The sequence below is a fragment of the Dyella soli genome, assembly GCF_054482295.1.
Window position 1 is genome coordinate 338,004 of sequence record NZ_JBTFFU010000001.1, and the last position, 19,583, is coordinate 357,586.

19 protein-coding genes are annotated in these 19,583 nt (G+C 67.8%); 11 read left to right on the plus strand and 8 right to left on the minus strand.

Annotated elements, in window-relative coordinates:
- Positions 1–14 precede the first annotated feature (14 nt).
- The 3 genes from ACXU4B_RS01590 (at position 15) to ACXU4B_RS01600 (ending at position 1,712) form a co-directional block, all read left to right on the plus strand.
- Complete coding sequence (locus ACXU4B_RS01590; RefSeq protein ID WP_131407133.1) at positions 15–440, plus strand: MerC domain-containing protein; 426 nt, start codon at positions 15–17, stop codon at positions 438–440.
- A gap of 60 nt (positions 441–500) precedes the next feature.
- The gene (locus ACXU4B_RS01595; RefSeq protein ID WP_131407135.1) at positions 501–1,481 is read left to right on the plus strand and encodes a cation diffusion facilitator family transporter; all 981 of its coding nucleotides are present in this window, start codon (positions 501–503) and stop codon (positions 1,479–1,481) included.
- A 69-nt stretch (positions 1,482–1,550) separates the two neighbouring features.
- Positions 1,551–1,712: a 30S ribosomal protein THX gene (locus ACXU4B_RS01600; RefSeq protein ID WP_111982235.1), complete on the plus strand. Its 162-nt coding sequence runs from the start codon at positions 1,551–1,553 to the stop codon at positions 1,710–1,712.
- Between the two features lie 110 nt (positions 1,713–1,822).
- Here the strand turns inward: ACXU4B_RS01600 and hutI are convergent, their stop codons facing one another.
- From hutI to ACXU4B_RS01615, 3 genes are read right to left on the minus strand one after another with little or no spacing between them, the layout of a single operon-like run.
- Positions 1,823–3,058 (minus strand): imidazolonepropionase, encoded by a 1,236-nt coding sequence (hutI, locus tag ACXU4B_RS01605; protein WP_131407137.1) that lies wholly within the window; start codon positions 3,056–3,058, stop codon positions 1,823–1,825.
- Positions 3,055–4,575: a chloride channel protein gene (locus ACXU4B_RS01610; protein WP_131407139.1), complete on the minus strand. Its 1,521-nt coding sequence runs from the start codon at positions 4,573–4,575 to the stop codon at positions 3,055–3,057. The genes hutI and ACXU4B_RS01610 overlap by 4 nt, the downstream gene beginning before the upstream one ends.
- On the minus strand, positions 4,572–6,146 hold the full coding sequence (locus ACXU4B_RS01615) for a carbon-nitrogen hydrolase family protein (protein ID WP_131407142.1): 1,575 nt from the start codon (positions 6,144–6,146) through the stop codon (positions 4,572–4,574). The genes ACXU4B_RS01610 and ACXU4B_RS01615 overlap by 4 nt, the downstream gene beginning before the upstream one ends.
- A gap of 80 nt (positions 6,147–6,226) precedes the next feature.
- On the opposite strand from ACXU4B_RS01615, the gene ACXU4B_RS01620 reads away from it, so the two are divergent.
- From ACXU4B_RS01620 to ACXU4B_RS01630, 3 genes are all read left to right on the plus strand, one after another.
- Positions 6,227–7,594, plus strand: a complete 1,368-nt coding sequence (locus ACXU4B_RS01620; protein WP_131407144.1) for a formimidoylglutamate deiminase — start codon at positions 6,227–6,229, stop codon at positions 7,592–7,594.
- A gap of 130 nt (positions 7,595–7,724) precedes the next feature.
- Positions 7,725–7,895: a YXWGXW repeat-containing protein gene (locus ACXU4B_RS01625; RefSeq protein WP_131407146.1), complete on the plus strand. Its 171-nt coding sequence runs from the start codon at positions 7,725–7,727 to the stop codon at positions 7,893–7,895.
- Between the two features lie 141 nt (positions 7,896–8,036).
- The gene (locus ACXU4B_RS01630) at positions 8,037–8,474 is read left to right on the plus strand and encodes a hypothetical protein (protein WP_131407148.1); all 438 of its coding nucleotides are present in this window, start codon (positions 8,037–8,039) and stop codon (positions 8,472–8,474) included.
- A 220-nt stretch (positions 8,475–8,694) separates the two neighbouring features.
- On the opposite strand, the gene ACXU4B_RS01635 is transcribed toward ACXU4B_RS01630, so the two are convergent.
- The 4 genes from ACXU4B_RS01635 to ACXU4B_RS01650 form a co-directional block, all read right to left on the minus strand.
- The gene (locus ACXU4B_RS01635) at positions 8,695–9,135 is read right to left on the minus strand and encodes a VOC family protein (protein WP_240733983.1); all 441 of its coding nucleotides are present in this window, start codon (positions 9,133–9,135) and stop codon (positions 8,695–8,697) included.
- A 5-nt stretch (positions 9,136–9,140) separates the two neighbouring features.
- Positions 9,141–9,590 carry a helix-turn-helix transcriptional regulator gene (locus ACXU4B_RS01640; protein WP_131407150.1) on the minus strand — a complete coding sequence of 150 codons (450 nt, stop codon included), beginning with the start codon at positions 9,588–9,590 and terminating at the stop codon, positions 9,141–9,143.
- Positions 9,591–9,659: 69 nt separating this feature from the next.
- Positions 9,660–10,307, minus strand: a complete 648-nt coding sequence (locus tag ACXU4B_RS01645) for a dihydrofolate reductase family protein (RefSeq protein ID WP_131407152.1) — start codon at positions 10,305–10,307, stop codon at positions 9,660–9,662.
- A gap of 152 nt (positions 10,308–10,459) precedes the next feature.
- Entirely contained in the window at positions 10,460–11,377 is a 918-nt protein-coding gene (locus ACXU4B_RS01650) for a LysR family transcriptional regulator (RefSeq protein ID WP_131407154.1), read from the minus strand.
- Between the two features lie 99 nt (positions 11,378–11,476).
- Between ACXU4B_RS01650 and ACXU4B_RS01655 the strand changes: the two genes are divergently transcribed.
- A complete protein-coding gene (locus tag ACXU4B_RS01655; RefSeq protein WP_131407156.1) occupies positions 11,477–12,592 on the plus strand; it encodes an aldo/keto reductase in 1,116 nt (371 codons plus the stop codon).
- A 108-nt stretch (positions 12,593–12,700) separates the two neighbouring features.
- Here ACXU4B_RS01655 and ACXU4B_RS01660 read toward each other — a convergent pair whose 3' ends face one another.
- Complete coding sequence (locus ACXU4B_RS01660) at positions 12,701–13,204, minus strand: Spy/CpxP family protein refolding chaperone (RefSeq protein WP_131407158.1); 504 nt, start codon at positions 13,202–13,204, stop codon at positions 12,701–12,703.
- A 150-nt stretch (positions 13,205–13,354) separates the two neighbouring features.
- Between ACXU4B_RS01660 and ACXU4B_RS01665 the strand changes: the two genes are divergently transcribed.
- The 4 genes from ACXU4B_RS01665 to ACXU4B_RS01680 all read left to right on the plus strand — a co-directional run bounded on the left by ACXU4B_RS01665 (position 13,355) and on the right by ACXU4B_RS01680 (position 19,582).
- Positions 13,355–14,041, plus strand: coding sequence for a response regulator transcription factor (locus ACXU4B_RS01665; RefSeq protein WP_131407160.1), 687 nt, complete (start codon positions 13,355–13,357; stop codon positions 14,039–14,041).
- A complete protein-coding gene (locus ACXU4B_RS01670; RefSeq protein ID WP_131407162.1) occupies positions 14,038–15,405 on the plus strand; it encodes a sensor histidine kinase in 1,368 nt (455 codons plus the stop codon). Before ACXU4B_RS01665 ends, ACXU4B_RS01670 begins: the two co-directional genes overlap by 4 nt.
- Before the next feature lie 82 nt (positions 15,406–15,487).
- Entirely contained in the window at positions 15,488–16,474 is a 987-nt protein-coding gene (locus tag ACXU4B_RS01675) for a multidrug resistance efflux transporter family protein (RefSeq protein WP_131407164.1), read from the plus strand.
- A gap of 102 nt (positions 16,475–16,576) precedes the next feature.
- Positions 16,577–19,582: a glycoside hydrolase domain-containing protein gene (locus ACXU4B_RS01680; RefSeq protein WP_131407166.1), complete on the plus strand. Its 3,006-nt coding sequence runs from the start codon at positions 16,577–16,579 to the stop codon at positions 19,580–19,582.
- Position 19,583: the final 1 nt, after the last annotated feature.

Here is a 19,583-nt window from a genome sequence, read left to right on the forward strand (position 1 = left end):
TCCGGTCCGATCCGATGGATGCCCGACAAGAGAACAAATCCCGCTGGTGGTCACTGCTCGACAGGGTCGGCGCGATGGCGTCGTTCCTCTGTGCGATCCACTGCGCCGCGTTGCCGTTCGTGCTCGCGTTGCTGCCGCTGCTGGGGCTGGGTTTCCTGGCTGGCCAGGGATTCGAACGCGGCTTCGTGATGTTCGCCTGCGCGCTGGCGCTGGCCAGCCTGCTCAGCAGCTATCGCCACCACCATCGACAGCTTCCCTTGCTGCTTGCACTGCCGGGGCTGGCCCTGCTCATCACCGGCGTGACATTCGCCGAGCACTATTCCATTGCACTGCACAGCGTGCTGGTGACCTGCGGTGGCCTGCTGGTGGCGACGGCGCATTTCATCAACCTGCGCACGCATCGCGCGGCGCATGCGCACGACGCCCAGTTTGCGCCATGACGACGGCGGCCCGGTCCGCCGTGATTGTGTAACGGGCCCCCCGGTTCCTAGCATTCGCCCATGAATACGGCCCACGTGCACACGCACGACCATCAACAGCACGACCATGCGCATGGCCATGATCACGATCATGCGCACGGCCATGGCCACGACGGCGCCAGCGGTCGCGAGCGCAAGCTGATCTTCGCGTTCGTGCTGACCGCGGCCATGATGCTGGTCGAGATGGTCGGCGGCTTCTGGTCGGGCTCGCTTGCCCTGGTGGCCGATGCCGGCCACATGCTGATCGATGCGCTCGCACTGCTGCTCGCCGTCGCCGGCGCCTGGTTCGCCCGCCGGCCAGCCGACGCGCGCCGCAGTTACGGTTATGGACGCCTCGAAGTGCTGGCCGGCTTCGTCAATGCGCTCACGCAGTTTGCGCTGGTGGCTTTCATTGCCTATGAGGCGGCGGCGAGGCTGTTCCATCCGGAGCCGATCCTGTCGGGGATGATGCTGGTGGTGGCGGTGATTGGCCTGCTGGTGAACCTGCTGGTGCTGCGCACCTTGCACGGCCATGCCCACGACGACATCAACCTGGCCGGCGCGACCTTGCACGTGCTGGGCGACCTGCTCGGTTCCGTGGCGGCGGTGGTGGCCGCCTTGCTGGTGCGCTGGCAGGGGTGGAACTGGGCCGATCCGGTGCTTTCGCTGCTGGTGTCGCTGCTGATCCTCAACAGTGCATGGCGCCTGCTGCGCCGGTCGGCGCACATCCTGCTGGAAGGCGTGCCCGACGGCATGGACCCGGGCGATGTCGCTGCGGCCTTGCGACAGGCCGATCCGTCGATCCGTGACATTCACCACCTGCATGTCTGGCAGCTGGCATCCGGGTCGCGCATGGCCACGTTGCACGCCGAGCTGCACGAGGGCGACCACAGTGGTGCCGCCATCAGCGCGATCAACAGCGTGCTGGCCGAGCGTTTCGGCATCCAGCACGTGACCGTGCAGATCGATGCGGGCGACTGTCCGGATCACGAACGTGGCTGCGCAGGGCACGGTCACCGCTGACTATTGCGATTTGTGCCGTCACTGATACGATGGTCGGCCGTTCATCCCAACGAATCAAGGAGTTCTCCCATGGGCAAGGGCGATCGCAAGACCCGTCGTGGCAAGACCTACCGTGGTAGCTATGGCAACACCCGCGCGCATTCGCTGCAGCCGGCCGTTGCAGGTGCCAAGGCGACCGTGACCAAGCCGGCCGCCGCCAAGAAGGCTGCACCGAAGAAGAAGTCGGCCTGAGTTCATCGGCCTGCGAAAAGCCCCGCACCAGCGGGGCTTTTTTTTTGCGTCGCGCCGGAGCGGATCACTCGGCGTGATACGCCGTCGCGAGGGCGCGACCCGGCCGTGCCTCAGGCGTCCGGCGACAGCGGTTCGCCGCCGATGAACATGTCGCGCAGCACGTGGCTGCCGCCGATCCAGTAGCAGAGTTCCGCCGGCGTGCGCACGTTCCACACCGCAAGGTCGGCGCGCTGTCCGAGCGCGAGCGTGCCGCGGTCGGGCAGGCCCAGGGCCCGCGCGGCATGCACCGTCACGCCGCGCAGCGCCTCTTCAGGCGTCAGCCGGAACAGCGTGCAGGCCATGCCCGCGGCCAGGCGCAGCGAAAGCATCGGCGAGGTACCGGGATTGCAGTCGGTGGCCACGGCCATCGGCACGCCATGCTCGCGCAGGCCCGCGATCGGCGGCAGCCGGGTTTCGCGCAAGGCGTAGAACGCGCCGGGCAGCAGTACGGCCACCGTGCCCGCCTGCGCCATGGCGCGCAGGCCGTGGTCACTCAGATGCTCCAGGTGATCGGCGGACAGGCCACCGAACGCCGCCACCAGGGCCGCGCCGTCGAGGTCGGACAACTGTTCCGCATGCAATTTGACCGGCAGCCCCAGTTGCGCGGCGCGCTCGAACACGCGACGCGTTTCGGCGGGCGTGAAGCCGATCGTTTCGCAGAACGCATCGACGGCATCGACCAGGCCTTCGCCGGCCAGCGTGGGCAGCATGTGGTCGCATACCTGCGCGACATAGGCGTCGCGGTCGTCGCGGTATTCCGGCGGCAGGGCGTGCAGGCCAAGGAAGGTGGTGCGCACGGTGATGCCCAGCGCCTTGCCGAGGCGGCGCGCCACGCGCAGCATGCGGCGCTCGGTGTCGAGATCCAGCCCGTAGCCGGACTTGATCTCGATGGTCGTCACGCCATCGGCCAGCAGTGCGTGCGCCCGCGGCAGCGCCTGGGCGAACAAGGCGTCTTCGCTGGCGGCGCGCGTGGCCCGGACGGTGGAGACGATGCCGCCGCCGGCGCGCGCGATCTCCTCGTAACTGGCGCCGTTGAGGCGCAGGTCGAACTCGTGCGCGCGATCGCCGCCAAACACAAGGTGCGTGTGGCAATCGATCAGGCCGGGCGTGACCAGGGCGCCATCGAGGTAGTCGACGTGCCCGGCAAGGTGCCCCGGGTCGTCCGGCAGTTCACTGCGCCGGCCGGTCCAGGCAATGCGTCCCCGGTGCAGCGCAATGGCGCCGCCTTCGATCAGTCCATAGGGTTCGTCGCCGGCAAAGGTGGCCAGCGTTGCATCGAGCAGCAGGTGATCCCAGCGAGTGGTCATGGCGTGGAGTGGTTTTCGGGTGAGGTGTCGTTGGGAGGTTCGCGCGCCGGGGGCATCGGCGTCGCCGGATCTTGCACCATGGGCCGTGCCGTGCGCTCGCTGACGGCATCGTCATCCGCCAGGCCGTCCGCCTCGTCGTCGTGCGCGGCTTCCGCGGCACGCAGCGCCAGTTCGTGCGCGTAGCCTTCGATCAGCTTGTCGGCCAGCGCCCGATACACCGGCTTGCGCGACAGGAGGGACGATGCCGCGCGCGCCAGCAGGCAGGTAGCCATGATGGGCAGCACCATCTGCTGGTTGGCGGTGAGCTCCATCGAGATCACGGTGGCGGTGAGCGGCGCCTGCGTGACACCCGACAAATAGGCGGCCATCGCCAGCAGCGCCACGGCCGCCGGATCGACCCCGGGCAGGATGGTGCTGAGGTTGTTGCCCAGCCCCGCGCCTACGGCCAGTGCCGGCGAGAAGATGCCGCCCGGGATGCCGGCCCAGTACGAGGCGATATTGCCCAGGAACTTCAGCACGCCGAAGCCCATCACCGTGTCGGCATGGCCTTCGAGAATGTCCCTGGCCTGCGCGTAGCCGGTGCCGTAGAGGCCGGTGTGGGTAAGCTGGCTCAGCAGCACCAGGGCGAGGCCGCAGGCCGCGGCGAACGCCACCGGCTGGCGCCCGCGCAGGCGGCCGACCATGCCGCGGAACCCGCTGTCGCTGGGCTGGATCAGTCGGGCGAACAAGCCACCGGCCAGGCCGCAGACGATGCCGGTGGCCAGCACCGCCCACCACGCCTTGCCCAGCGGCAGGCCGATGTCGACATGGCCGAAGTAGGCATAGTTGCCGAGGATGCCCAGCGACACGACGCCGGCAATGATCACGGCGGTGAGCAGGGTGCCGCTCATGCGGTGCTCGAAGGCGCCGCTCATTTCCTCGATGGCGAACACCACCCCGGCCAGCGGCGTGTTGAAGGCAGCTGCCAGGCCGGCAGCCGACCCGGCGAGGATAAACCGGCCTGCCGCCGTGGGGTCCGCAAAGCCGAAGCGCCGGCCCAGCGAATACAGCAGGCCCGCACCGACGTGCACGGTCGGTCCTTCGCGTCCCACCGACGCGCCGCCGAGCAGGGCCGCCAGCGTCAGGGCCATCTTGCCGATGGCCACGCGCAACGAGAGCAGTCCCTGGCGGAAGCCTTCGTCTTCCACCTTGAGGGCGGCGATCGCCTGTGGAATGCCCGAGCCACGCGTGGGCCTGAGCACGCCCTGCGTCAGCCAGGCGAGCAGGGCGAACGTGACAGGCGTGATCAGGAAGGGCCAGAACCGGTTGTGCGCGACGATGCCGCGAAAGAGGCCGAACACGTAGTCGGCCGCCTGTGCGAAACCGACGGCCGCCAGTCCCACCATCACCGCGCCGCTCCAGAACAGCACGCGGCGGCGCCACTCCACGGGCGAAAACAGCTCGGAGTCGGTCAGGCGTCGCAGGCGGCTCGCTGCTGTGGGCGATGTGGCTGCGTCGTCCTCGTCGGCACTGCTCACGGCTTCGCCTCGGAGGTCCGCGTCCAGCGGGTCTCGTACAGATCGAAGCGGCGATCCTTCAGGTTCTGCACGGCGCCGGCGTTGCGCGCGCGGGCAAGGCTGCCGAGGTGAAGGTCGGCGAACAGCACGGTTTCGATGTTCGGGGTGGAGTCGGCGGCGATGCCGTCGCGCGCGAACGGGAAGTCACTCGGCGTAAGGATGCAGCTCTGTCCGTACTGGATGTCGAAGTTGTTCACGCCGGGCAGGTTGCCCACGTTGCCCGAAAGCACGACATAGCACTGGTTCTCGATGGCGCGTGCCTGCGAGCAGTAGCGCACGCGCAGGTAACCTTCGCGCACGTCGGTGCAGAACGGCACGAACAGGATCAGCGCGCCCTGGTCGGTAAGATGGCGCGCCACCTCGGGGAACTCCGAGTCGTAGCAGATCATCACGCCGATCGGGCCGCAGTCGGTCTGGATGGTTGCCGCGCTGTCGCCACCGGTGATGTTCCACACGGTGCGTTCGCTGGGCGTGGGGTGGATTTTTTCCTGCTCGTGGATCGACCCGTCGCGCAGGCATACATAGCAGACGTTGTGGATGTCGCCGTTGGCCTGCTCGGTCGGGTGCGACCCGGCGATGATGTTGATGTTGAAGTTCACCGCCAGCCGGCTGAAGAGCTCCTTCACCTGCGGCGTGTACTGGCTGAGCTTGCGGATCGAATCGACCGGCGACAGCTCCTCGTTCTCGATCGACAGCAGTTGCAGCGTGATCAGTTCGGGAAAGGTGACGAAGTCGGCGTTGTAGTCGGCGGCGATGTCGGTGAAGTACTCCACCTGGGTGGCAAACTCCTCGAACGAGCGGATGCGCCGCTGCAGGTATTGCACCGAGGCGACGCGAACGAGGTCGGGCAGCCGCTGGGTCGAGGGAATCGACGGGATGTCCGGCTGGTTGAGCAATTCCGGGTTGCGCCATACCAGGTGCGCCGCATAACCCAGCGACTCATAGTCGGAAGGCACGTAGCCTCGCAGCAGGCCGATGACTTCGAAATCGTTGCCGAGCTGGAAGCTCAGCGTGAGATCGCGGCGCTTGCCTTCCACCACCGCCTGCACGTACGACTCGGCGCTGCCGTAGCGGTGCAGGTTGCGGGCCAGCCCGGGGATGCGTCCGCCGAACACGATGCCGCGCAGTTTCAGGTCGGTGCACAGGCGCTTGCGGGCCTGGTACAGGCGCTGGCCGATGCGCATGTTGCGGTAGTCGGGGTGGACCACGACTTCCATGCCGTAAAGCCAGTTGCCGTCGACCTTGTGGCGCGAACCCATGCCGCCGCCGGTGATCTGCATCCACGTGTGCGGCGCCAGTGCGGTGGCCTCGTCGATGCGGAAGGTGGCGCAATAACCGACGACCTTGCCTTCGTACTCGACCACGAACTGCCCTTCGGGGAAGTGGGTCTGCTGGGAGCGCAGCATTTCCGCCGAATGGCCCCATTCGGGCGTATAGACGCGGGCCGTGAGCGTGACCAGGGCCGGCACATCGGCAGGCGTCGCCTGCCGCACCAGCAGCTTCGGGGCGTCTTCGCGGATTTTCTTCGCCATTCGCGCATTATGCCGCAGCCGCGTGAACGAAGCGGGCCAAGGGCCGGTTACACTCGCGGCATTTCCCATGGAGCAGGCTGATGGGCGCCACGCTTTCGACCCGGTACACCGCCGATCATCTATGGACGCCGCAGGGCTGGGTGCGTGACAGCGGCGTGTCGATCGATGATCGGGGTTTCATCGCCGACCTCGCCGGCGGCGAAGGTTCGCGCCTCGGCCACTGGGTGCTTCCCGGCATGCCCAACCTCCACTCGCATGCGTTCCAGCGGGCCATGGCGGGACTGGCCGAACGCAAGGGCAAGAGCGACGACAGCTTCTGGACCTGGCGCGAAACCATGTACGCGTTCGCGTCGACCATCGGCCCGGACGAGTTGCAGGCCATCGCGGCACAGCTCTACGTGGAGATGGTCAAGAGTGGGTACACGCAGGTGTGCGAGTTCCATTACCTGCATCACCAGCCCGACGGCTCGCCGTATGCGCAGCCCGAGGCGATGTCGCTGGCCCTGATCGAGGCCGCGCGCGAGGCGGGCATCACGCTGACGCTGCTGCCGGTGCTGTACATGAGCGGCGGCTTCGACAACCGTCCGCTGGCGCCGCGCCAGCGTCGCTTCGGCCATGACGTGCCGTCCTATGTGCGGCTGCTGGAGACCTTGCGTTCCCACGAGAACGACAGGCTTCGCGTGGGCGTGGCGCTGCATTCGCTGCGCGCGGTGCCGGAACAGGCGCTGCGTGACGTGCTTGCTGCCGATGCGGCGCAGGGCTGCCCCATCCATATCCATATCGCCGAACAGATCGGCGAAGTCCAGGACTGCCTTGCCACGCGTGGGGCGCGCCCAGTGGAATGGCTGCTCGACCACGCGAATGTCGACGCCCGCTGGACGCTGGTGCACGCCACGCATCTGAGCGCGCAGGAGACGTCGCGCCTCGCGCGCAGTGGCGCCGTCGCCGGCCTGTGTCCCACCACCGAAGCCAACCTGGGCGATGGCCTGTTTCCACTGGCCGAGTACCTTGACGCCGGTGGCACGCTGGGCATCGGTTCGGATTCGCACATCTCGGTGTCGCCGGTGGAAGAACTGCGCTGGCTGGAGTACGGCCAACGCCTGGCGACACGCCATCGCAACATCGCCGCGCGCCATCAGGGCGACAGCGTCGGCGAGACGCTGTGGCCCGCTGCACTGCGCGGTGGTGCGCTGGCTGCCGGTTTGCCGGTGGGCGAACTGCGCGCCGGCGCACGCGCCGACCTGCTGGTGCTGGATGATCGCGCGCCGTTGCTCGCCGCGTGCAACGAACGTTCGGTGATCGACGGATTCCTGTTCGCCGGCAATGTGCCGCTGGTGCGCGACGTAATGGTTGGCGGCGAATGGGTGGTGCGCGATTTCACCCACCGCGACGAGGATCGCATCGCCGCACGTTACCGCTCGACCATGGCGCGGCTGTCGCGGGACTAGTCGAACCGCCGCAGCTGAACGATGGCTGCGCGCGGGATGAACCGCAGCCATCTCTATCCGGCCGCGCGGTCATCGCGGCGAGCCGGGCTGGCGTTCTCCGGGCTCGAACATCCACCCCCAGGAGCGCCCCATGCGTCGACTCATGCTGATCGGTCTCGGCCTCGCCACTTTGTTCAGCGCCAGTGTTTCCCTTACCGGTTGCGTCGTGGTGGCACCACGGCCGCACTACGCGGCACGCGTATGGGTGCCCGGCTACTGGGCGCCGGGCAGCGTGTGGGTGTCGGGGCACTGGCGCGGGTGATGCCGCGCAACCAGCGCAGCATGCATCACCGGTGATCATGTATCACCGGTGATACAGCGCAAAGGAAGATAGACACCCCGTGACCTGCGGCGTAGCGTCGCCTCCGCTGCGCATCCGCGCAGTCACAGCAAGGGGAATACCATGAAACGAATCTCGATGCTGGTCGTGTCGTTGCTCATGCTCGTGGCCCTGGGGACGGCGTTTGCGCAGGACGCGAAGCCTTACAAGGATGGCCCGGTTACCCGGGTCAACTTCGTCAAGGTCAAGCCGGGCCAGTTCAACAACTACATTAAGTACCTGGATGGTCCGTACAAGGCCAACATGGAAGCCATGAAGAAGGCCGGCCTCATCACCGGCTATGCGGTCTACGAGACGGAAGCGCGTTCGCCGCATGATGCCGACCTGATCCTCACCACCACGTTCGCCAACATGGCGGCGCTGGATCGGAACGACGAGGCCGATGCGGTCGCTGCCAAGGTGCTTGGCGCACGGGACGCGCGCGACAAGGCGGCCGCGGACCGGGAATCCATGCGCGAACTTCTCGGTGGCCAGCTGACCCGCGAGCTGATCCTGAAATAAGTGTTCGTCGCGATCCGGATGCGGACCGAACGAACCGGCGAAGGCAGCGGGCCACGACGCGTTGCCTTCGCCGCTCGCCGACGGGCGCATCGAAAGGAAGCAGTGCCTGCTTCACTGCGATGGCGCACACCGGATGACGGATCCACGGTGCCGCCAGCGGCATCGCGCAGGGCGGTGCTCGTTCCTGCGCGGCCGTGCGGCGCATGAAGCAACCGATGGTTCAGCGCAACTGCTGGATGCGGATCATGTTGCCTGCAGGATCGCGCACGGCGCAGTCGCGCACGCCGTACGGCTGGTCGGTCGGTTCCTGCACGATCTCGGCTTCGCGGGCCTGCAGCCGCTCGAAGGTGCCTGCCAGGTCCCGCGTGGCCAGCAGGACGATGCCAAAGGTGCCCTTGGCCATCATCTCGGCGATGGTGCGGCGCTCGTCGTCGGTGACGCCAGGACTGGCATCGGGCGGATACAGCACGATGGAGGTGCCCGGCTGGCCGGTCGGTCCGACCGTGATCCAGCGTTTTCCGCCGTAGCCGACATCGTTGCGGACCTCGAAGCCGAGGGTGTCGCGATAGAAGGCCAGCGCGGCGTCCGGGTCGTTCTGCGGCAGGAAGCTCGAATGAATCGTGATGTCCATGGGGTTGCTCTCGGTGGTGGTGGAGTCCATGGCGATCAGTCTAGTTCCGCCTCGCTGGGCGCCGCTTCTCGATTCCTGATCGGTCGCGTCACCTGCCTGGCCACGCATGAGGGCATCCCCGCCGTCGCCTGCGCCTGCTGGCGTCGATAGGCGCCGGGCGAGATGCCGACCAGTTCGGTGAAGCGCGTGGTGAACGTGCCGAGCGATGCGCAGCCCACCTCGAAGCAGACGTCGGTGACGCCGAGGTCGCCGCGACGAAGCAAGGCCATCGCGCGCTCGATGCGCCGCGTCATCAGATACGAGTAAGGCGACTCGCCATAGGCGAGCCGGAACTGGCGGCTGAGGTGACCGGCGGACATGTGCACGCCACGAGCCAGCGCCTCGACGTCCAGCGGCTGCGCGTACTCCCGGTCGATGCGGTCGCGAACGCGGCGGAGGCGTGCGAGGTCGCGCAATGACGTGGCGGTGGATGGACGGCTGCTCACCGCATGATGGTTTCACGACGCGCCGGCGTGCTCAAGTTCCTTGCCGGCGCGGGCGCGTGGCCGCTGCGTTCAGCGGCGCCGGGTCAGGAACACATGGGTGGCGCGCTCGCCGGCCACGCTTCGCGTGCAGGCATAGCCCAGGGCCGGCATGTCGAGGCCATCCCAGATGTTTTCGCCGGCGCCGAGCAGGACCGGGCTGACCGCCAGGTGCAACTCGTCGATCAAGCCCAACTGCAGGTATTGCCGGACGGTTGCCACGCCGCCACCGACGCGCATGTCGAGGCCAGCGGCCGCGGCGGTGGCACGTTCCAGGGCCGCTTCGACGCCGTCGGTGACGAAATGGAACTCGGTGCCTCCCGCCATGCGGAAGGACGGGCGCGGATAGTGGGTCAGCACGAACACCGGTACGTGATAGGGAGGCTCGTCGCCCCACCAGCCCTTCCAGCTGTCGTCAGGCCACGGACCGCGCACGGGTCCGAACATGTTGCGTCCGAGGATCCACGCGCCGATGCCGGCGAAACCCTGTTCCACCATCTGGTGGTCGATGCCGGTTTCGCCGCCTTCCTGGCCCTGCATGCCGCGCCACATGCGCGTGTGGAAGAACCATTCCATCAACTCCGGGCCGCGCACGCCGAGCGGGTTCTGCAGGTCCTGGCGCGGGCCGGCACCGTAGCCGTCGAGGGAAATGGCAAAGCTCTGGACGCGTAGTCTGGACATGAGGTTCCTCGCTGCCTGTCAGCCGGGACGATGGCCGTCCGGTCCTGCCCGATGTGAGCGACCATGGCATGGAATCATGCTGCAGGTGCAGATTTTGTCGCGTGTAAGGCCCCGGCCGCGCCCGTGTCGCCGATGCGGGGCGGCGTGCACGTTCACGCACTGGCCGCCATGTGCCGGCGCAGGTGGTCGATGAATACGCGCAGCTTCGGTGGCACCTGCAGGCGGCTGGGGTAGTACAGGTAGAAGCCGTCGAACGGCGGCAGCCAGTCGTCCAGCACGGTTTCCAGCTGGCCGGCGGCAATGGCGGCCCGCAGCGGGGGCTCGACCATGTGGGTCAGCGCCAGGCCGTCGATGGCGGCGCATATCGCCAGGGTGGGATCGTTGGTGGTCAGCGGGCCGTCCACGTCGAGCTCGAACCAGCGGCCGCGGGCGGGGCCGGCGGGATGGGCGAACTCCCAGCGATAGATGACGCCGCTGCTGAAACGGAATCGTACGCAGCGATGCGCCGCCAGTTCGCGCGGATGCTGCGGACGGCCGTGTTCGGCGAAGTACGCTGGCGAGCCCGCCACCACCGCACGCTGTTGGCTGCCCAGCGGGATGGCGACCATGTCGCGGGCAAGGCGCTCGCCCAGCCGGATGCCGGCGTCGAAACCCTCGGCGATGAGGTCGGTGAGGCGGTTTTCCACCTGGATGTCGACCCTCAGTTCGGGCCATGCGCGCATGAATTCGGCGAGCGTCGGCGCGATCAGCTGATCGAGCACCATTTGCGGCACGGCGATGCGCAGCGTGCCGGAGGGCCGGTCACCGTGCTGGCGCATGGCCTCGATGGCGTCGTCGATCTCGCTGAGTGCGGGCGAAATGCGTTCGAGAAAGGCGCGGCCGGCCTCGGTCAGGCCGACCCGGCGGGTGGTCCGGTGCAGCAGTCGCACGCCGACATGGGCTTCCAGCTGGCGCAGGGTCTGGCTCAGCGCAGAGGCGGTGACCTCCAGCTCGGCGGCGGCGCGGGTGAAGCTGCCGTGGCGGGCAATCAGCCGGAAGGCGCGCAGGGCGCTGGCGTTGTCAGGGCTCATTGTTTAGCCATGCTTGATAAAGCATGCACAAGATGGTGGTTTTTCCGCGTAATGGCAAGGCGCAGACTGCGTCCATCCGACCACTGCAGGGAACTGACCATGTCGCTCGATGCTTACTACACCCTTGGCCGTTCCGGCCTGCGCGTCAGCCGCCTGGCGCTGGGCACGATGACGTTCGGCGAGCAGTGGGGCTGGGGCGCCGCCGCCGACACCGCACGCGCCATGTTCGATCGCTACCTGGCCGCCGGCGGCAACTTCATTGACACCGCCGATCTCTACACCGAGGGGGCGAGCGAGGAACTGCTGGGCCGCTTTATCGCCGAGACGGGCACCCGCGACCGTGTCGTGCTGGCCACCAAGTTCAGCTACAACGCGCAGCCTGGCAATCCCAACGCGGGCGGCAACGGTCGCAAGAACATCCTGCGCGCGGTGGAAGGCTCCCTGCGCCGGCTGCGCACCGACTACCTCGACCTCTACCTGCTGCATACCTGGGATCGGCTCACGCCGGCGGAGGAGGTCGTGCGCACGTTCGACGACCTCGTGCGTGCAGGCAAGATCCGCTACGCCGGCCTGTCCGACGTCCCGGCGTGGTATGCGTCGCGCGCGCAGAGCTTTGCCGAGGCCCATGCGCTGACCCCGCTGGTCAACCTGCAGCTCGAATATTCATTGATCGAGCGCAACATCGAGCACGAGTTCGTGCCGATGGCGGCCGAGCTGGGCATGGGCATCACGACCTGGAGTCCGCTGGGCATGGGCCTGCTGTCGGGCAAGTACCGGCCCGGCGAGGCCGGCGGCGCGGATGAAGGGCGACTGGCCAAGGTGTCGGGGTTGCCGGGCTTCGATCGCTTCACCGAACGCAACTGGCGCATCGTCGCCGCGCTGGAAGACGTCGCCCGGGCGATGGACAAGCCGATGGCGCAGGTCGCGCTGAACTGGGTGGCGACGCAGCCTGGCGTGGCCTCGGTGATCGTGGGGGCGACCAAGCTGGCCCAGCTCGAGGACAACCTTGCCGCGCTGTCGTTTGCGCTGCCCGATGAACTGCGCGCGGGGCTGGCCGCAGCGAGCGCGATCGAAATGCCGTTCCCGTACTGGTTCTTCAGCGATGCGCAGCAGGCGCGCCTGCATGGCGGCGTGAGCGTGGGCAGCAAGCCGCGCGGCTATGCACCGCCGCTGTTCGTACCCGCGGCATTGACGGGGAATTTCAAGGCCGACTAAGCGTTTCGAGCGTCGCTGCCAAAGAAAAGGCGCCAGCATGCAGGCTGGCGCCGAGCTTGTTGTGAGGCGTCGCGATGACGCCGGGTAATTATTGCTGTCGTGGGGCGGTTACTGGGCCGTGGTCGAGCCGGACACCGGGTGCTGCGCCTTGAATTGCTCCCATTGCTGGTGACGCGCCACGCGGGCCGCTTTCATGGCGGCAAGCTGGTTCTGCTGGGCCGGGCTCAGCACCGCATAGACCTGTGCGCGAATCGCCGCGCGCTGCTGCACGCGTGCCTGCATAGCAGCACCTTCGGCCTGCGCGAGGCTGGCCGCGGCGGCCTGGTAGCCGGCCTGGTTCGGCGCCATTGCCTCGAACGCCTCGCGCTGCTGGCGCAGGGCCTGGCGTTGCGGCCGGTTCTGCGTGCGTGCGGTCTGCATGATCTGCTTGATGCTGGCCTTCTGCGCGTCGGTGAGGTTGAGCTTGCTGAACGCTTCGAATTCGCCGCCATGGCCGCGACCATGCCAGCCCGCGTGCTGGCCGCCATCCTGGCCGGCGGCCGCGGCGATGGCGAACGGAGCGAGGGCCACGGCTGACGCCAGGGCCAGGGCGAGGGAGATGTTCTTGCGCATGGGGAGTTCCTCTGTCGTCCGGTTGGACTGGGGTGTGTCCATTTGACGACGGCGCCGCGTGTATGTTCTTTGCGCAAAGGTAAAGAAGGGTAAAGCCGGTAGAGTTCCCAGGGAGGCGCGGCTTGAATGGGCCCGGAGCTGCCGAACACCATGCCGAAAATCCTCATTGTCGACGACGACCGCGCCCTGGCTGGATTGCTGGCGGAATACCTGCAACGCGAAGGCTTTGTGGTGGATGTCGCACATGACAGCGACAGTGGCCTGGCGCGACTGCATAACCCGTCCTCGCGGCCCGACCTGTTGATCCTCGACGTGATGATGCCCGGGCGCGATGGCCTGGAGACGCTGCGCGAACTGCGGCTCAAGCATCGCCTGCCGGTGATCATGCTGTCGGCGCGCGGCGAGCCGGTGGACCGCGTGATCGGGCTGGAACTGGGCGCCGACGATTACCTCACCAAGCCCTGCCTGCCGCGCGAATTGCTGGCCCGCGTGCGTGCGCAGCTTCGACGCCACACGCCGGTGGCGGCAGGCACGCTGCAGGTCGGCACGCTGCGGCTGGAGCCGGGCGAGCGCCGCGCTTACGTGGGCGAGCAGGAGCTGTCGCTGACGGGCGCCGAGTTCATGTTGCTGCTGGCACTGGGACAGCGTGCGGGCGAACTGGTGGACAAGGCCACCCTGACGCGCATGGCGCTGGGTCGTGAACTGGAACGCTTCGATCGCAGCATCGACGTGCACGTCAGCCGCCTGCGCCACAAGCTCGCCGAAGCATCGGCGCAATCGCCGCGCATCGATTCGGTGCGCGGTGCCGGTTACAGCCTGGTCGCGGGGACACCGTGAGTCCGTTCAAGAGCTCGCTTTACTGGCGCCTGCTGATCAGCTTCTGCGCGGCGAACCTGCTGGCACTGGGTGTCGGCGGCATGTTGACCCGGCGCTTCATCGAGTACACCACGGCGGTGGAAATCAACTGGGCGACGCTGGGCCAGGGTGCCGACCAGGCGTACGAAGGCGGCGGCAGGGCGGCGCTGGCGGAATGGTCATCGCAGCAGCGCCGCGAGGGCATCGATGCCACCCTGTACGAGCAGGGCCAGCCGCTGGTGCCGATCCGCCTGCCCAAGGCGGTCGAGGGCTCGATCCCGACCTGGCTCGAGCAGAAGCGCGACGTAGTGCTGCAACCGTGGCCCAATCTGTACGTCGCCGTGCAGCAGGTACGTGGCGACGATGGCCAGGTGCGCCAGCTGGTCGCCTTGAGCCGCACCCACTCGCGCCTGCGACCGCAGACGCGCCAGACCATTTTCCTGGCGATCCAGGGCGTGCTGTCGCTGCTGTTCATCGGCATGGTGGGCTGGTGGGTGGCGCGCAGCGTGGCGCGTCCGGTGGAGGCGATCAGCAGGGCCACCCGGCGCATGGCCTCGGGCGAACTGTCGGCGCGGGTCGGACCCGGGGGCCGGCGCGCCCACGACGAACTCGCCGAGCTGGCGCGCGATTTCGACGCGATGGCCGAGCGCATCGAAGCGCTGGTGGCACACGACCGCAGCGTCTTGCAGGACTTGTCGCACGAACTGCGCTCGCCACTGGCGCGGCTGCACCTGATCCTCGATCTGGCCCGCCGCAGCAACGACGCGCGCGAAGCGGCCGGTTATTTCCAGCAGGCGGAAGACGAGATCGGCCGGCTCGACAGCATGACCGGCGAAATGCTTGCGCTCTCGCGCCTGGAAGGCGGCATCCCCGGCGTGAATCGCGAGCCGGTCGAGTTGGCGGGTCTGTTGGGCGAATGCGTGCGGCGTGCCGGCGTGGAAGCGCGCGCGCGTGCGATCACCCTGGCCGTGTCGGCTGCCGGCGCCGTGACGGTATCGGGCAACGAGTTGTTGCTCGAGCGTGCCATCGACAACCTGATCGCCAATGCGATCAAGTTCAGCCCGGTCGGCGGCAGGGTCGAACTGTCGATCCAGGCCGAGGCCGGACAGGCCACGCTGGCGATCCGCGATCACGGGCCGGGCGTGCCGGCGGGGGAGCTGGAGTCGCTGTTTCGCCCGTTGTTTCGCGGCAGCAATGCCGCGCGTGCCGATGGCCACGGCCTCGGGCTCGCCATCGTGCAGCGCGTGGCACGGGCCCATGGCGGCGATATCCACGCCGGCAACGCCGAGGGTGGCGGCCTGGTCGTGCAGCTACGCCTGCCGCTGGCGGCGGAGCACGACGCCTGAGCCCTGGTCGACCGGCGGTCGGCGAGCGCTACGAAAGGCCAGCCAACTTTGCCACACTCGCTTCTTTTGCCATGGAACGCCGATGCGCTCGAACGCCTTCGCCGCGGTGGGTCTGGCGCTCTGTGCGGCGCTGTTCTTCACCATGACCTACGTGCTCAACCGCAGCCTGGTGGCGGGTGGTGGGCACTGGGCGTGGGCGGTGATCCTGCGCTATCTGATCACCTTGCCGCTGCTGGCCCTGGCGCTGCCGTGGCAAGGCGGCCTCGGCCCGCTGCCGGCCGAACTGCGGCGTTACCCGCGCAGCTGGCTGCTGTGGAGCGCCGTGGGCTTCGTGATGTTCGGCCTGCCGCTCACCTGGGCCGCCAACAGCGGACCATCGTGGCTGGTGGCCGGCAGTTTCCAGACCACGGTATTGGCCGGTCCCTTGCTCGCGCCCTTCATCTATCGCGACGAACGGCGTCGGTTGGCCTGGCGCAGCGTGGGCATCGGCGTGCTGATCGTGGTCGGCGTGTTCGCGCTGCAATGGGGGCATGCGCAGGGCCGGCTGCGCGCAGGCGACTGGCTGGCGATCGCCGCCGTGGTGTTCTCTGCGTTCGCCTATCCACTGGGCAATCGCATGCTGCTGTTGCACCTGGAGCAGAGCGGCACGCGCATGGGCGCCACGCAGCGCGTGTTCGGCATGACCTTGTGCAGTTGGCCGTTCTGGCTGCTGCTGGCGGCGTTCGCGTGGTTCACCATCGGACCACCCGGGCTGCGCGAGATCGTGCTGGCGGGCGGCGTGGCGTTGTCGTCGGGCGTCATCGCCACGGTGCTGTTCTTCCGAGCGACCGACATGGTGCGCAGTGAGCCGACCGCGCTTGCCGCGGTGGAGGCCATGCAGGCGGCGGAGTTGCTGTTTGCCACGGTGATCGGCGCGTGCTTCCTGGGCGAGGCGTGGCCGCGTGGATTCTCCGCGTTGGGCGGGCTCATGATCATTGCCGGGATCGCGCTGTTCGGCTGGGTCAGCGGGCGCTCCGCGGCAGGACACGACGAGGCCGTGCGTACCTTGCGCACCGACCGCGGCGCCTGACCGGCACCTCTGGAACTTGCCCCCATGCGCCGCTCGGGTTAAACACCGGGGAGCCGGCCACTGACGCGTGCCGCCGGTTTCCTTTGGCAGACCGGGGTAGCGATGGGTTATCGGCGTGGTGCATGGATCGTGGCAGGCGTGCTGCTGTTGGCATCGCCGTGGGCAAGCGCCGGGGAACCCGTCACGCAGCAGCGCTTGCGCTGGGACGCCTCGACGCTGGGCAATCACCGTTACCTGGTGCAGGTGGCTGCGCCCGCGGCGGCCGTGCACGTGGTGATTCCGTGGCGCCGTCGCGATGCGCACCCCGAGCAGGTGGCCGTGATCGTCACCGGGCCCGACGGCAAGCCGGTGGCGAATGTCCTGCGCGGCGGCATGAGCCAGGCACAAGGCGAGCTGGTGTTCGAGGCGGCACAGGCCGGAAGCTACGCCGTCTACTACCAGCCCTACGTCAGCAGGGGGCGCAGCAATTACCCCACGGTGAACTACGCCGAGCCCAAGGACACGGCGGATGCGGCCTGGGTGCACACGGTCGGCACGGATGCGCGCGCCTGGCGCAAGCTGCCGGAAGCGAAGGTGTCGCGCTACGAAGCGGTCGACGACTTTGATGCGTACACCTCGATGGAACGCACCGCCACGCCGGAGGAAGTGAACGCGCTGCTGGCTGCCCGCGCGAACGAACGTCTGCTGGTGTTTCCGGAGACGCGCGAGCATCCGGTGCGCATGTTCGATGCCTTGCCCGAGAGCTGGGCCAGGCGCGGCACGGGCGGCGCGCTGAGCGACAGCGCCCTGCGCGGCGAATACCTGAGCTTCCAGCTGGGCGCTTGGGCGCCGCGCGGCAAGGTGGACGACGTGCGCGTGTCCTTCAGTGATCTGCACCATGACTCGGGCGCCAGCATTCCGGCGACGGCGCTGACCTGCCTCAATCTCGGTGGCGTCGATTACGCGGGCAAGCCGTTCACGACGCGCGTCGATGTGCCGGAAGGAAGGGTCCAGCCGTTGTGGGTGGGATTGGATATTCCTGCGTCGGCCCTGCCTGGCGTGTATCGCGGCGAGGTCACGGTGGCGGCCGATGGCGTGCCCGCGCAGAAGATTCCGCTGGCCATCACGGTGGAAGCCGGCCAGGCGGTGGCGCACGGCGACGACAATCCGACCAGGCTCACGCGACTGCGTTGGCTCGACTCCACGCTCGCGCAGGACGACGCACTGGTGAAGCCGTTCACCGCGATCACGGCCAGGGGCGCAACGCTGGACCTGCTGGGCCGTGAAGTGAAGCTCGATGCCAATGGCCTGCCGGCCCAGATCACCAGTCATTTCAACGAGCGCATGACCGGATTCGCCGCCCGCCCGACGGCGATGCTGGCGGCACCGATGCGGCTTGTCGTCGAAGATGCCAGTGGCACGCACGTGCTGAAAGGCTCCCGAGCGCCGAGCGTGCAAACGGATGGCCCCGCGAAGGTGCACTGGCAGGTGCCCGGTGTCGCGGGACCCTTGCAGGGCGACGTGCAGGCCAGCCTTGAAGCCGACGGCACGCTGGTCTACTCCATCGCCTTGACCGCGAAGCACGCGGTGACGTTGCGCGACATCCGCCTGGAAATGCCGCTGAGCCACGGCATGGCGCAGTACCAGTTGGGCCTGGGGCGTACCGGCGACCATGCGCCGGCGGATTTCCAGTGGAAGTGGAACGTACAGAACAACCAGGACGGCGCGTGGATCGGCGCGGTGAATGCCGGCCTGGAGTTCCATCTGCGCGACGAGCACTACCTGCGCCCGTTGAACACGAACTTCTACCACCAGCAGCCGTTGCGCATGCCCGTGTCGTGGGACAACGCGGGGCAGGGTGGCATTCGCCTGCACAACGATCGCGAGGCGTACGCGGTGGAGGCGTTCAGCGGCCCCCGCACGATGCAGGTGGGCGAAACGCTGCACTACGACCTCGTCCTGCGCATCACCCCGTTCAAGACCATCAAGCCGTCCGCGCATTTCGCCGAGCGCTTCTTCCACAAGTACGGCGATCTCGACGCGATCAAGGCCGATGGCGCGAACGTGGTGAACATCCATCACGCCACGCCGATCAATCCGTGGATCAACTATCCGTTCCTGGAGCCCGCGGCGATGCGCGCGTATATAGACGCGGCGCACGGCCGCGGCATGCGCGTGAAGATCTACGACACCGTGCGCGAGTTGTCCGACCGCTCGCCCGAGCTGCCGGTGCTGGAAAGCCTCGGCCATGAGGTCATCAGTGCGGGCAAGGGCGGTGGCTTCTCCTGGCTGCAGGAGCATCTGGACGGCGACTACATCGCCGCATGGCACGTGCCGGAAAACCGCGACGCCGCCGTGATCAACGCCGGCCAGAGCCGCTGGCACAACTTTTACATCGAAGGGCTGGACTGGCTCGCGCGCAACGAAGGCATCGACGGCTTGTATCTCGATGACGTCGCTTACGATCGCACCACCATGAAGCGCGTGCGCAAGGTGCTGGAGGCGCGGCGGCCGCATCCGCTGATCGACCTGCATTCGGCCAGCCAGTACAACCCGCGCGATGGCTACATCAACAGCGCGCTGCTCTACATGGAGCTGTTTCCGTACATCGATCGCTTGTGGTTCGGCGAAGAGTTCGACTATGAGAAGACGTCACCCGCGTACTGGCTCACCGAAATCTCCGGCATACCGTATGGCCTGATGGGCGAGATGCTGCAGAACGACGGCAACCCGTGGCGCGGCATGCTGTTTGGCATGACCAATCGTCTGGGCTGGTCGCCGGGCAGCGATCCGCGCGGCCTGTGGAAGCTGTGGGACGGCTTCGGCATCGAGCAGGCCGCCATGATCGGCTGGTGGGTGCACGACGCGCCGGTAAGCACGGGGCGGGACGATGTACTGGCGACCAGCTATGTGCGCAGGGGCAGCAAGACCCTGATCGCGCTGGCCTCGTGGGCGCCCGCCAGGACCGACGTGAAACTGGTGATCGACTGGCAGGCCTTGGGCCTGTCACCGCGCAAGGTGAGGCTGGTGGCACCGGCCGTCGCGGGTTTCCAGCCGCAGGCGATGTTCAAGCCGGGCGATGCGATCCCGGTCGAGCCCGGCAATGGCTGGCTGATCGTGGTGGAGTGAC

What these genes read in the sequence shown, in the direction of transcription:
- ACXU4B_RS01675 (WP_131407164.1), top strand. Translation starts at nt 15,488, where the DNA reads ATGCGCTCGAACGCCTTCGCCGCGGTGGGTCTGGCGCTCTGTGCGGCG.
- ACXU4B_RS01660 (WP_131407158.1), bottom strand. Translation starts at nt 13,204, where the DNA reads ATGCGCAAGAACATCTCCCTCGCCCTGGCCCTGGCGTCAGCCGTGGCC.
- hutI (WP_131407137.1), bottom strand. Translation starts at nt 3,058, where the DNA reads ATGACCACTCGCTGGGATCACCTGCTGCTCGATGCAACGCTGGCCACC.
- ACXU4B_RS01630 (WP_131407148.1), top strand. Translation starts at nt 8,037, where the DNA reads ATGAAACGAATCTCGATGCTGGTCGTGTCGTTGCTCATGCTCGTGGCC.
- ACXU4B_RS01680 (WP_131407166.1), top strand. Translation starts at nt 16,577, where the DNA reads ATGGGTTATCGGCGTGGTGCATGGATCGTGGCAGGCGTGCTGCTGTTG.
- ACXU4B_RS01600 (WP_111982235.1), top strand. Translation starts at nt 1,551, where the DNA reads ATGGGCAAGGGCGATCGCAAGACCCGTCGTGGCAAGACCTACCGTGGT.
- ACXU4B_RS01635 (WP_240733983.1), bottom strand. Translation starts at nt 9,135, where the DNA reads ATGGACTCCACCACCACCGAGAGCAACCCCATGGACATCACGATTCAT.
- ACXU4B_RS01590 (WP_131407133.1), top strand. Translation starts at nt 15, where the DNA reads ATGGATGCCCGACAAGAGAACAAATCCCGCTGGTGGTCACTGCTCGAC.
- ACXU4B_RS01645 (WP_131407152.1), bottom strand. Translation starts at nt 10,307, where the DNA reads ATGTCCAGACTACGCGTCCAGAGCTTTGCCATTTCCCTCGACGGCTAC.
- ACXU4B_RS01620 (WP_131407144.1), top strand. Translation starts at nt 6,227, where the DNA reads ATGGGCGCCACGCTTTCGACCCGGTACACCGCCGATCATCTATGGACG.
- ACXU4B_RS01615 (WP_131407142.1), bottom strand. Translation starts at nt 6,146, where the DNA reads ATGGCGAAGAAAATCCGCGAAGACGCCCCGAAGCTGCTGGTGCGGCAG.
- ACXU4B_RS01665 (WP_131407160.1), top strand. Translation starts at nt 13,355, where the DNA reads ATGCCGAAAATCCTCATTGTCGACGACGACCGCGCCCTGGCTGGATTG.
- ACXU4B_RS01625 (WP_131407146.1), top strand. Translation starts at nt 7,725, where the DNA reads ATGCGTCGACTCATGCTGATCGGTCTCGGCCTCGCCACTTTGTTCAGC.
- ACXU4B_RS01650 (WP_131407154.1), bottom strand. Translation starts at nt 11,377, where the DNA reads ATGAGCCCTGACAACGCCAGCGCCCTGCGCGCCTTCCGGCTGATTGCC.
- ACXU4B_RS01595 (WP_131407135.1), top strand. Translation starts at nt 501, where the DNA reads ATGAATACGGCCCACGTGCACACGCACGACCATCAACAGCACGACCAT.
- ACXU4B_RS01655 (WP_131407156.1), top strand. Translation starts at nt 11,477, where the DNA reads ATGTCGCTCGATGCTTACTACACCCTTGGCCGTTCCGGCCTGCGCGTC.